The sequence below is a fragment of the Pantoea sp. B65 genome (genome assembly GCF_047308185.1).
Classification (GTDB): Bacteria; Pseudomonadota; Gammaproteobacteria; order Enterobacterales; family Enterobacteriaceae; genus Erwinia.
Genome location: NZ_JAHXPU010000045.1, coordinates 592,025 through 604,853 on the forward strand (window position 1 = coordinate 592,025; position 12,829 = coordinate 604,853).

Here is a 12,829-nt window from a genome sequence, read left to right on the forward strand (position 1 = left end):
TCGCTAATATACATATGGCTACCGGCTAAGTTTTGCGGCGGCCGGCGGTAGCGGCGCGGGGGCTTTTACCCGATGCGCGGACAGGCCGTTAGCTTGCTGGTGAAAATAATTGTTCGCTGACAACAGTTTTTTTTCATGAGCCTGATACGCATTGATTTTTTGGTCCAGAGTATGGATTTTCTGTTGTTGGCTGGCAATCTGACGGTCAAGATTATCGATTTTCACATGCATTCTTTGCAGGATGGTATGGCGTGATCTTGTCTCAAACTGTTCATCTACCCGTTTAATCGAGGCCTGATATTCACTATTGAAAAGCCGTGCGATTAAACCGGATAAATTATTGTTGATGGCGGTAAAACTACCCTTAAAATTAATTCTGACATAACGGGACTGCAGAGTGCTGAGCTCACTGATATAACGTTTATGGGTAGCAACCTGCTGATTATCGCGTTCAATTTCCATCTGACAAACTTGCTTGTCAGCCTCAAGGCTATTCACTTTACTTTTTATAATCGCAATAAGCGCCTCGGTTTTGCTGCTGGCTTTGACAAAATTAATGCTATTATCTTCCAGAATCTTATCACCAATATGCCCGATGACACGTGCAATGTCATTTACCTCGGTTCTTTGCGTAAAATACTTTTCACTCCCCGGCGTTTTAACGCTATTTTGTACACCTTTCAGCGTCTGCGTCAGCGCACTATTATTATTAACTGCTGGCTCCTGGATTTTTGTATACTGGCCAGCCGGCGTTGTGTGATAATCATGGCCTATATTCATTCCTGGCACAACGAATCTCCCCAATATATTAAGATCAACGCGCGCATGCTAAAGGGGAAGATCGCATCCGGCTTCCACAATTCGCTAATTTAGTGATGGCCGCCGGGGCAATATCATGCCCCGTGATCAATTTAACCTTTTTCCCATGCCGCCAGCACCAGCCGGGTGGCACTGGCCAGCACATCGCGCCGCGCTGCGGCATGCTGACTTTTTTGGGTAAAGTAGATGGCCAGTACCAGCGGTTTACCCCGCGGTGGCCAGAGGATCGCCAGATCATTGGTGGTGCCATACTCTCCGGCGCCGGTTTTATCCCCTGCCTGCCAGCCGGCAGGCAGACCGGCACGAATGCTCTGCGCCCCGGTTTGGCTCTGCTTTAGCCACTGAATCAGCAATTTTTGTTGCGCGCCAGGCAAGGCCTTACCCAGCGCCAGCTGCAGCAGATTCCCGGCCATGGCGCGCGGCGTGGTGGTGTCGCGTGCATCGCCGGGAATCGCGCTGTTTAACGCGGTTTCCCGGCGGTCAAGACGGGTCTTCTCATCACCTAAGGCGCGCGCCAGTTTTGTTACCCCCTGCGGGCCGCCAATCTCGCGTAACAGTAAATTGGCGGCGGAGTTATCGCTTAGCTCAATTGCCGCCGCACAAAGTTCTGCCACCGTCATTCCCTGTGACAGATTTTTCCCGGTCAGCGGGGAGTAAGTCACCAGTTCACTCTGCTTATAACGGATGCGTTTATTCAGCAGATCGGGTTGCTGCACACTGCGTTGTAATATCGCCGCCACTGCCAGTACCTTAAAAGTACTGGTCATGGCAAAGCGCTGATCGCCGCGATAGTGCAACTGACGCAGTGAACCGCTATCAAACAGCGCCACGCCAATACGGCCATTCGCCGCAAGCTCCAGCGCGCGTAATTGCTCCGCCAGCGTTGGCGGTTGCGCCAGCACGGCTTGCGGCGCCAGCAGTAAGGCGGCGGCACAACCGGCGCACGCCAGCAGGCCGCGCCGGCGGGAAAGATTAAACCCCGGCATATTAGCTCCTTGCTATGGGGCGGCTTCCTGCGCCCCGTCCACGATTAACGTTATTTCAGCCCGCGATTCAGTAGCATCGGCGCAATATCCGGTTCGCGACCACGCCACTGATGATACAGCGCCTGCAGATCGCTACTGTTACCGCGCGACAGGATCATATCGCGAAAGCGCTGCCCGTTTTCGCGCGTCAAACCGCCGTGTTCGCGGAACCACTGAAAACCATCATCTGCCAGCATTTCGGTCCATAAATAGGCATAGTAGCCGGCAGCATAACCATTGCCCCAGATATGCTGGAAGTAGCTGGAGCGATAACGTGGCGGCACTTCCGCCAGATTAATATTGTCCTGCTGCAATGCGCTCTGCTCAAAGCGATCGACATCCTGCAGCGGCTGGTCGGCGGTCAGGCTGTGCCAGTGCAAATCCAGCAGCGCGGCAGACAGCAGTTCCGTCATATCGTAACCTTTGTTAAATTTATCGGCTTTAATAATTTTATCATGTAACGCCTGCGGCATCGGTTCATCCGTCTGGTAATGGCGGGCAAAATGTTTAAATACTTCACTGTCGCTGGCCCAGTGCTCGTTAAACTGTGACGGGAACTCGACAAAGTCGCGCGGGGTTTCGGTACCGGAAATACTCGGGTATTGCTGATCGGCAAATATCCCGTGTAGCGCATGGCCAAACTCATGAAACAGAGTAATCACCTCGTCCCAGGAGAGTAACGCCGGTTGTCCGGCCAGCGGCTTAGCATAGTTGCAGACGTTATATACTACCGGCTTTGTGCCGAGCAGCTTCGATTGCTCAACAAAGTTGCCCATCCAGGCGCCGCCGCCTTTGCTGTCACGCTTAAAGAAATCGGTATACAACAGCGCCAGCGAACTGCCGTCATGATCAAAAACCTCATACACCTTCACATCCGGATGATAAACCGGCAGATCGGTGCGCTGTTTAAAGGTAATGCCGTACAGCCGGTTGGCGGCATAAAACGCCCCTTTTTCCAGCACATTATTTAACTCAAAATAAGGCTTAATTTGCGCTTCATCGAGGTCATAGCGCGCACGCCGCACCTGCTCAGCATAGAAAAACCAGTCCCAGGGAGCCAGTTTAAAACCACCCTGCTGTTGATCGATCACCGCCTGAATATCCGCCGCTTCGCGTCTGGCGCGCGCCGTGGCGGCGGGAACGATTTCTCGCATAAAGCTCAGCGCCGCCTGCGGCGTTTTCGCCATCTGGTCCTGTAATTTCCACTGCGCATAACTGCTAAAGCCGAGCAACTTCGCCTGACTGGCGCGCACCTGCGCCAGCCGCGCAATAATCTGCCGGGTATCGTTATCGTCGCCCTTTTGCGCCCGCTGCCAGGCAGCATTAAATAGCGCTTCGCGGCTGTCGCGCTGGCTGAGGGCTTGTAATGCCGGTTGCTGGGTGGTGTTTTGCAGCGTTAGTAGCCAGCGATGCTGCAAGCCGCGCTGACTGGCGGCATCGGCGGCGGCGGCAATCTCCGTCGCGCTCAGCCCTGCCAGCTGGCTTTTATCGCTCACTACCAGTGCGCCGGCTTTGCTGGCGGCCAACAGACGGTTGGTAAAGCGGGTGCTGAGGGTCGCCGCCTCCTGATTCAGCGCTTTCAGCTGTTGTTTGTCGCCATCAGAGAGGGTGGCGCCCGCCAGCTTAAAGGCCTGCCAGGTAACCTCAATTAAACGGCGGGACTCCGGCGTCAGCTGACTGCTGTCGCGCTGCTGATAAACGGCATCAAGGCGGGCAAAGAGTTTACTGTTAAGCTTAATTTCATCCTCAAGACCTGCCAGTTTCGGGGCGGTCTGTTCATCAATTTCCTGCAAGCGATCGTTGGTATTCGCCGAGGTCATGGCGCTGAATACCGTGGTAGCGCGTTTTAACAGCTGACCACTGCGCTCCAGCGCGACATAGGTATTATCGAAGTCAGGCGCGGCAGGATTGTCGGCGATGCGCTGTACCTCGCTGCGTTTCTGCTGTATCCCGGCCTCTATCGCCGGCAGGTAATCGCTGTCGTGGATCTGATCAAAGGCGGGAGTCTGGAACGGTAAACGGCTCGGCTGACTGAATGGATTCGGTAGATCGGCTGACATGGCGGGTTTCTCCTGATGACTCTCCACTGCCGCCGCGCTGACGCTGACAGCCAGCGCGGCGGCAAGCAACAATATCGGTAAGCGCATATCCTTACATTCCTTTCCCTGTCCGTGAAGTTAAAAGCATAGCCCGGAAGCAGAATGTCGTCAGCCGCGAAATCAGCGGTTATGCCGCGCGTTGATACACGGCAATAACTTCAGCGGCGATTGCCACCGCAATTTCTGCCGGCAATTTTCCTTTGACGTCAGGTAAACCAATAGGACAACGCATGGTTGCCAGTTGCTCACGGCTGAATCCTTTGCCCTCCAGCCGGTAATCAAAGCGCTGCCGCTTGGTTGCCGAGCCAATAACGCCAAAATAGCGATAATCGCCACGACGCAGAATCGCTTCGCACAGCTCCAGATCGCGCGGATGGTGGTGAGTCATCACAATAAAGTAGCTGCCAGCAGGCATCGCGGCTACCTGCTCCAGCGGATCTTCGGCCTGACAAACGCTAACTCCGGCCGGTACCTGGGTGAACTGCCCTTCGCGCTCATCCACCCAGTTTACGTGACAGGGTAACGTAGACAGCAGATTCACCAGCGCCTGACCGACATGGCCGGCGCCAAACACGGCGATTTGCGGCTGCAATTGCATCAGTGGTTCAAACAGAATGGTAGTCATGCCGCCGCAGCACTGCCCGAGACGCGCTCCCAGAGAGAAATGCTCGCTGTGCGGCGCCTGCTGGCCGTTTTGCAACATCGCCCGCGCCTGCGCGATGCACTGATATTCCAGATGGCCACCGCCAATGGTGAGAAAACTGTGGTCGCCGGTGACCACCATTTTACTGCCGCTGTCGCGCGGCACCGATCCTTTCTCCTCCAGTACCGTGACTAATACGCAGGGTTCGCGTTTCGCGCGTAGCTCCGCAAGGATGCTGATCCAGTCATGATAAATCATTGTTACCTCCCGCCAGCCTGCTGGCGCCCCAGAATACGCGCTCCGGCGTGGCGGGCGCATCAAGCAGCGGATGGGTTTGATAGTCAGCCACGCTGGCGACCGCATCCTGCAATGCGCACCACACCGAAATCCCCAGCATAAACGGCGGTTCTCCCACCGCTTTTGAGTGAAACACGGTATCCTGCGGATTGCGCCGGTTCTCGACCAGCGTCACGCGCATATCCGCCGGCACATCGGCAATTGCCGGAATTTTGTAGCTGGCCGGGCCATCGGTCATTAGCCGGCCGCGATCATTCCATACCAGCTCTTCGCTGGTCAGCCAGCCCATACCCTGCACAAAGCCGCCTTCCACCTGGCCGATATCGATTGCCGGATTCAGTGAAGCGCCGACGTCATGTAAAATATCGGCGCGCAGTAGACGATATTCGCCGGTCAGGGTATCGATCACCACCTCGGCACAGGCTACGCCATAAGCAAAGTAGTAAAACGGCGTGCCGCGCCCGGCCTGACGATCGTAATGAATCCCCGGCACCTTATAGAAACCGGTGGCTGACAACGGTACCTGATTCAGCCAGGCCATCTGCGCCACATCAGCGAAGGTGAAATGTTTGTCGCCGACTCTGACAATGCCATTGCTGAAACTGACCGCCTGCGGCAGACAGTGATGTAACTTACACAGCATTGCCACCAGGCGTTCCCGCAGAATTTCCGCGGCGTTTTGCGCCGCCTTACCGTTCAGGTCGGTACCACTGGAGGCCGCGGTCGGCGAGGTGTTTGGTACCTTGCCGGTATCGGTGGCGGTGATCTGAATCTGATCCACCTCGATCTGCAATACCTCGGCGACGATCTGCGCCACTTTGGTGTTCAGCCCCTGTCCCATTTCCGTGCCGCCGTGATTCAGTTGCACCGTACCGTCGGTGTAGATCAGCAGCAGCGCGCCGGCCTGGTTAAGAAAGCTGGAAGTAAACGAGATACCGAACTTCACCGGGGTTAACGCCAGACCGCGGCGGATAAAGCGGCTGGCGGCGTTAAAAGCGCTGATTTCGCGCCGACGCGCCTGGTAATCTGCACTCTGCTCCAGCTGGGCGGTCATCTCCTCCAGCAGATTATCTTCCACCTGCTGGTGATAATGGGTGATATTGCGATCGTGCTTGCCGTAGTAGTTACGTTTGCGCACTTCCAGTGGGTCGAGGCGCAGCGCCCGCGCAATATGATCCATAATCTGCTCAATCGCCACCATCCCCTGCGGACCGCCAAAACCGCGATAGGCGGTGTTCGAGGCGGTATTGGTGCGGCAGCGGTAGCCGGTAATGCGCGCATCGCCAAGGTAATAGGCGTTATCAGCATGAAACATGGCGCGATCGACAATCGAACCGGAAAGATCGAGCGAGTAGCCACAGTTGCCGGCCAGATCAATTTTTACGCCGCAAAAGCGCCCGTCATCATCGTAGCCAACCTCGTAACGAACATAAAACGGATGGCGTTTACCGGTAATCTGCATATCGTCACGCCGCGCCAGACGCATCTTTACCGGGCGCCCGCTGCGCCGCGCCGCGATGGCGCACAAACAGGCAACGCCGGCGGCCTGGGTCTCTTTGCCGCCAAAGCCACCGCCCATGCGCCGCATATCGATGGTCACTTTATTCATACTGATGCCCATCACCGAGGCGACCAGCTTCTGTACTTCGGTCGGATTTTGGGTTGAGGAGAACACCTGCAGAGTATGATCTTCCCCGGGGATAACCATCGCGACCTGGGTTTCCAGATAGAAATGCTCCTGGCCGCCAATATGAAATTCGCCGCTAACCCGATGCGGCGCGCGCGCCAGCGCGGCATCCGCATCGCCACGCTGGTGGATATGCGGCTCCTGCACAAAACTGCGCTGTTCCAGCGCCTGCTTCACATCCAGCAGCGGGGTCAGCGGCTTATATTCAATAATCGCCGCCTGCGCCGCTGCCCGTGCCGCCTGCGGTGTTTCCGCCGCGACCGCCAGAATCACCTGACCGGCATACTCCACCCGATCTTTCGCCATAAGCGGATCGCCCGGCTCCAGCGGACCGATATCACCATCGCCCGGCACATCCTGCCAGGTTAATACCTGCACCACGCCGGGAATGGCGTAACAGGGGCTGGTATCGATGCGGGTGATTAACGCATGGGCGTGTTCACTCAAACGCGGGCAGAGATGCAGCTGACCGGGGAATTCCAGCCGGTCATCAATATAGATCGCTTCGCCGGTAACATGTTTCTCCGCGCTTTCATGCTTATTGCTGCGGCCGACGCCAGTCTGGATCCCGGCCAGATACTGCCGCTCAATCACTGCTTCGGCTACCGCCGGACGATTACGAGACATAGCCTGCTACCTCCGTAATCGTCAGTTCGCCGCATTGCTGATGGTAGTAACGGCGCAACAGATTTTTTGCCACCTGCAGCCGGTAACCGGCGCTGGCACGGAAATCGCTTAACGGCTGGAAATCCTGCTCCAGCGCCCGACAGGCTTTTTCGATGGTCGCGCTGCTAAAAGGTTGTCCGCACAGCTGCTGCTCACAGGCCGCGGCACGTTTGGCGATCGCCGCCATACCGCCAAAGGCCACGCGGGCATCGCGGATCACCCCCTGCTCAATCTGCAGATTAAAGGCGGCGAATACCGCTGAAATATCGTCATCGAGGCGTTTGGACACTTTCCATGCCTGAAAATTATGTGACGCTGTCACTTTAGGTATCACGATGGCACGAATAAACTCGCCAGGTTGCAGCACGGTCTGGCGGTAAGAGAGGAAAAATTGCTCCAGCGGCAAGCGTCGCTGCTGCGATCCCTGTTGCAGAATCAGGGAGGCATTCAGCGCCAGCAGCATCGGCGGCGTATCGCCGATCGGTGATGCATTGGCGATATTGCCTGCCAGCGTACCCTGATTACGCACCTGCAACGAAGCAAAGCGCTGCAGGATCTGCGCAAAACCAGGTATCTGTGTTTTCAACAGCTGGTAGCAGTGGGTCAGCGACGCCCCGGCGCCCAGCACTATCTCCTGCTCATCCAGCCGGCACTGTTTCAGCTCTTCAATCTGTTCCAGGGCAATCAGCAGCGGCAGCGTCTGATACTGCTGAGTAATCTGCAGCGATAAGTCGGTACCGCCCGCCAGTAATCTGGCCTGTGGATGCAACAGGTAGAGTTCCGCCAGCTGCGCCACAGTTTTCGGCAACAGGCAGCGATTACCCTTTAACGCAATCTCCTGCAGCTGATCGGAGCGTAATGCCGTGAGCCGTTGCGCCACCTGCTGCTGCTGGCGATCGAAGCTGTCATCCGCGCCATTTTCACCCGCCTGGCGCGCGGCATCGACTATCGGGCGGTAACCGGTGCAGCGGCACAGATTGCCGGCGAGCGCCTCTTCAGTCTGATGACGATCCCAGTGCCGGCTGTTTTTCTGTAGGGTAAACAGCGACATCACAAAACCCGGCGTACAGAAACCACACTGCGAAGCATGGCAGTCCACCATTGCCTGCTGTACCGGATGGAGCTGGTTACCCTGTTTCAGATCTTCCACCGTAATCAGCTGTTTACCCTGTAAGGTGCTGACCAGCGTCAGGCAGCTGTTGATGGTTTCATAGCGCATCTCGCCGTTAACTGCTTTTCCCAGCGTAACGGTGCAGGCGCCGCAGTCACCGGAAGCACAGCCCTCTTTGCTGCCGCAACGCTGTTTATGGTTACGCAGATAGTTCAGCACGGTGAGGTTGGGGTCAATATCCTGTTCGCTGACCAGCGTCTGATTAAGTAAAAATTGGATCATGCGGCTTTCTCCATGCTGTCGCGCTGCCAGACGCACTCGCCATTTACCCAGGTGGCGGCAATATTACGGTCATCACCCAGCGTCATCAGCACAAATAGCTGTTCCCAGATATCCCGACTGTTGCCATGACGCAGCTGCTGTAGCGGAGAAACTGCCGGATCGAGCACCACAAAGTCGGCCTCTTTACCGGGATTAAAGTTGCCAATTTTGTCATCCAGATCGAGCGCCTGCGCCCCGCCCAGCGTGGCGTGATAGAAAGCTTCACAGGCCGACAGCTTATAGCGCTGCAGCTGCGCCACTTTGTAGGCTTCACCGAGGGTTTGCAGCATATTAAAGGTGGTGCCGGCGCCGACATCGGTGCCAATGCCGCTATAGACCTGCTTATGCCAGCGTTTTTGCAGATCAAACAGGCCACTGCCGAGAAACAGATTAGAGGTCGGACAAAAAGCGATCGATGATGCGGTCTGGTGCAGGCAATCCCACTCCTGCTCTTCAAGATGCAAACAGTGGGCAAATACGCTGCGGCGCCCGGTCAGCTGATACTGGTGATAGACGTCAAGATAGCTGCTGTGCTCGGGAAACAGTGATTTTACCCACGCCACTTCCTGCGGATTTTCACTTAAATGGGTGTGTACCCAGGTATCAGGAAACTCGTGGCGCAGCCGACGGACATTGGCCAGCAGTTCGGGTGATGAGGTAGGAGCAAAACGCGGCGTTAAGGCGTAGCTCAGCCGGCCACGATTATGCCAGCGTTCGATCAGCGCACGTGTCTGCTGATAACTGTCATCGGCGCTCTCGGTGAGATACTCCGGCGCATTACGGTCCATCATCACCTTACCGGCGATCAGGCGCATTCCAAGCTGTTCAGCCGCTGTAAACAACGCATCGACGGATTGCGGATGCACGGTGCCAAATACCAGCGCGGTGGTGGTGCCATTGCTCAGTAACTGATGCAGGAAAAACGCCGACATTCTGGCGGCATGCTGCGGACAGTGGTACTGGCTTTCCACCGGAAAGGTGTACTGCTGCAACCACTCCAGCAACTGCTCGCCAAAGGCGCCGATCATTTCGGTCTGTGGGTAGTGAATATGCGTATCGACAAAGCCTGGCACCATCAGCCGGTCACGATAATCCAGCAGCTGGCGCTGATCGTTCAGTAAACCACACCCCTGCTGCCAGCTTTGCAGACTGACAATGCGTCCTTCATTGATCAGCAATAGCCCATCTTCGAGGTAGCGCGCATGGTCAGCCAGTTGTTCTGGCTGGTTAACCGTGGCGGTAATATCGAAAAATCGCCCACGAATAGCTTGAGTATAGTTAACTGACATAGCAATTCCTTTATAGAGAAAGAGCGTCTCTTTCTCGCTGAGTAATAGCAGATAAGATGCTGGTTAAATGAAATGCAAAAGTGATGCCAGTGTTAATAAGTTAATTAAATCCATAATTAACAATGAGATAGATTTATCATTCGACAAATTCAGGCGATAAATAAAATAAATAGCACGCAAACGGTTGCCTGCAGTTGCAAACGTTTGCTTTGCTGTTTTCAGCGCCATCTGGCGCACGGTTTCTTATCATGCTGTGATGGAGTGCACCATTCGGACGCATCAGCGCCCGATTGCGCCCTATTGCTGTGCAGACTTTCCTGCCGGCGGGCAGATTCAGTTCTTAACGCCCCTGCGGTGAAGTGATAAGGTGTTAATTACCCGAAACACGTTGAGGAACAGTGAGATGATTATTTTTGTTACTGGCGCTACCGCCGGTTTTGGTCAAAGTATCACCCGCCGGTTTATCGCTAATGGTCACAAAGTGATTGCCACCGGCCGCCGCGTCGAGCGTCTGCAGGCGCTGAAAGAGGAACTTGGCGAGAATCTCTATACTCTGCAACTTGATGTGCGTAATCGCGCAGGGATTGAAGCGGCGCTGGCTACTCTGCCGGCAGAATGGCGTGATATAGATGTGCTGGTGAATAACGCCGGCCTGGCGCTGGGTATCGAACCGGCACATAAAGCCAATGTCGATGACTGGGACGATATGGTCGACACCAATAATAAGGGGCTGATGTATATGACCCGCGCGGTACTGCCGGCGATGGTGGAACGCAATGTCGGTCATATTATTAATATCGGCTCCATTGCCGGCAGCTGGCCGTATGCCGGCGGCAATGTGTACGGCGCCACCAAAGCCTTTGTACGGCAGTTCAGCCTGAATCTGCGTACCGATCTGCACGGCACCGCGCTGCGCGTCACCGATATTGAGCCCGGCCTGGTCGGCGGTACCGAGTTCTCAAATGTGCGCTTTAAAGGCGATGATGATAAAGCCGGTAAAGTCTATGACGGCACCACCGCACTGACGCCGGAAGATGTGACCGAAGCGGTTTACTGGGTCGCTACCTTGCCGAAACATGTCAATATTAACAGCCTGGAGATGATGCCGGTCAGCCAGACACTGGCAGGGCTGAAGGTGCATAAAGACTGATGCTTTCCCCGGGTATCTGCAGAATGGGATACCCGGGCTCTGTTTACCCTCACGGCAGGGTAGTTACAGGGTGAACGCTTTGCCTTGTTAAGCTGGCCTTTTCGGGTCAAATGATTTATTCGGTTTAAAGGCCCCGCCGCGGCAAAATGCGGCGACAATATTAGTATATTTAATATTGTTTGCTTCCAGCGCGTCAAAAATCTCCTGTAACGTTGGATTAATAAAAATCCCGCGGATATCCATGCGCCCGCGGATAAGCAGAAAGTCCGATTTAAGCGCAATCCCCCGACTGGCATAATTGCGGCTGGCATGCAGCGCTTCGGCCACCATACCAATCGTATCCATCCTGAATTTAGCCAGCCGATAATTTCTTACCTTTCCCGGCGTAGCGCTACCGGTTAATGGCAATAATCCACCTTCTGCTAATAAAGCATGTGCCTCGCGCGTTGCAGGCTCCGCCCCCGCGCTGCTGACTGAAACAAAGGTTTTATCTGCGCCTAACACCACATCACGAATATCAATATCAGTCAGGTAGCTATTATGCGGGTTGAGAAATTTGACTGTCACTCCGGGGGGTATTGTCACATCTCCACTCCAGGGAGCGTAATCAGCGTGAGCGGTAATAATCAGTTGCTCCCCCTGAGCAACCACATCGGTGACTAATTTAAATCTGGCGCTTAACTGATGAATCGCGTAGTGGAATTCCCGATTCATAATATTTTCTGTCTGCACCACGCTGGTTAACCGGGGAAAGATTGTTTGCCTGCCGGCGCCTGCGACACCACCTTCAGGCTGCTGAGCCATACTGGCGGATGTTGAAACAACCTCCGTTGGCTTCTCTTCTGCGCTGGCAGGGTACACCGGTGCCTTACCGTTGTTATCAGTCAGGGTCAGAGGATTATTCCTCACCATGCGAAACAGATTTAACCCATCGACGGTTCCCGCCGGATCCGCACTTAGCCAGCGCCCCGCCCATGGCTGATAATAGCGGTAACCATAGTAGTAGAGCCCGCTGGCATCACGTTCTTTGCCGGCGTAGCGGATGGCTTTATAGTCAGCCTCCGGCTGGCTGCGTGCGTTCCACACCGCGGTGCCGCCATACGGATAGTACTCTTCCTGGCTGATAATATTGCCGTCAGCATCCAGTTCCAGTTCGCTGCTGTGGACAAGATTATCGTAGCTGTAGCGCAGCTGATTATTACTGATGCCGTCCGGTTTGCCGGTTAGCCAGTGCAGCACCCGCACCTGTGCGCGTCCCGCTTCGCCAACGCTGATCACCTGCAACGCCTCACTTAAACTCTCCCCGCTGTAGCGGCTGCGTAATTCGATCCGCGGCAGCCAGAGCGCGCGCCGCGTCTGCGTGCTGTTGCCGGTTTTCTGCACGCTGGTTTTAATGATGCGCTGGCTGTCACTGTTATAGCGGTAGCTTTCGTGGTCTGCGGGCTGACCGTCGCGCACCACCGGCGTCACCTGCAGCAATTCGCCGCGCGCTGTCCAGTTCAGACTCTGGCCTGGCTGCAGCCGGGTTTGCTGACCGCCGGCGGTAAAAAACGCTTCCACCTGCGCCGGCTCTGCCGTCAGGTTGCTGATCAGCGCCCGGTTGCTGCGGGTGGATACCGTGATATCAGTGGTATAGTTGTTGCCGCTGGCGGGTGCGCTATGGCGTATCCGCGTCAGATTACCGCCGCGATCATAAAGGTAGCTGCGGGTGTAAGCGGCAAA

At 55.5% G+C, this 12,829-nt stretch carries 9 protein-coding genes; 1 reads left to right on the forward strand and 8 read right to left on the reverse strand.

Going from position 1 to position 12,829, the window contains the following annotated elements; translation table 11 throughout:
* Positions 1–18 precede the first annotated feature (18 nt).
* The 7 genes from JWF83_RS26690 to guaD form a co-directional block, all read right to left on the reverse strand.
* Positions 19–789, reverse strand: a complete 771-nt coding sequence (locus tag JWF83_RS26690) for a hypothetical protein (RefSeq protein ID WP_413653525.1) — start codon at positions 787–789, stop codon at positions 19–21.
* A 122-nt stretch (positions 790–911) separates the two neighbouring features.
* Entirely contained in the window at positions 912–1,805 is an 894-nt protein-coding gene (bla, locus tag JWF83_RS26695) for a class A beta-lactamase (protein ID WP_413653526.1), read from the reverse strand.
* Between the two features lie 50 nt (positions 1,806–1,855).
* Positions 1,856–3,991, reverse strand: coding sequence for a peptidyl-dipeptidase Dcp (gene dcp, locus JWF83_RS26700; protein ID WP_413653527.1), 2,136 nt, complete (start codon positions 3,989–3,991; stop codon positions 1,856–1,858).
* Between the two features lie 79 nt (positions 3,992–4,070).
* Positions 4,071–4,844, reverse strand: a complete 774-nt coding sequence (gene xdhC, locus JWF83_RS26705; protein ID WP_413653528.1) for a xanthine dehydrogenase accessory protein XdhC — start codon at positions 4,842–4,844, stop codon at positions 4,071–4,073.
* On the reverse strand, positions 4,831–7,197 hold the full coding sequence (xdhB, locus tag JWF83_RS26710) for a xanthine dehydrogenase molybdopterin binding subunit (RefSeq protein WP_413653529.1): 2,367 nt from the start codon (positions 7,195–7,197) through the stop codon (positions 4,831–4,833). The genes xdhC and xdhB overlap by 14 nt, the downstream gene beginning before the upstream one ends.
* Positions 7,187–8,629 (reverse strand): xanthine dehydrogenase small subunit, encoded by a 1,443-nt coding sequence (gene xdhA, locus JWF83_RS26715; RefSeq protein WP_413653530.1) that lies wholly within the window; start codon positions 8,627–8,629, stop codon positions 7,187–7,189. Before xdhA ends, xdhB begins: the two co-directional genes overlap by 11 nt.
* A complete protein-coding gene (guaD, locus tag JWF83_RS26720) occupies positions 8,626–9,957 on the reverse strand; it encodes a guanine deaminase (RefSeq protein ID WP_413653531.1) in 1,332 nt (443 codons plus the stop codon). The genes xdhA and guaD overlap by 4 nt, the downstream gene beginning before the upstream one ends.
* Before the next feature lie 403 nt (positions 9,958–10,360).
* Here guaD and ydfG point away from each other — a divergent pair, with 403 nt between their 5' ends.
* Positions 10,361–11,107 (forward strand): bifunctional NADP-dependent 3-hydroxy acid dehydrogenase/3-hydroxypropionate dehydrogenase YdfG, encoded by a 747-nt coding sequence (gene ydfG, locus JWF83_RS26725; protein ID WP_413653532.1) that lies wholly within the window; start codon positions 10,361–10,363, stop codon positions 11,105–11,107.
* Between the two features lie 87 nt (positions 11,108–11,194).
* On the opposite strand, the gene JWF83_RS26730 is transcribed toward ydfG, so the two are convergent.
* On the reverse strand, positions 11,195–12,829 hold a 1,635-nt coding region (locus JWF83_RS26730; RefSeq protein WP_413653533.1), incomplete at its 5' end, for an RHS repeat-associated core domain-containing protein.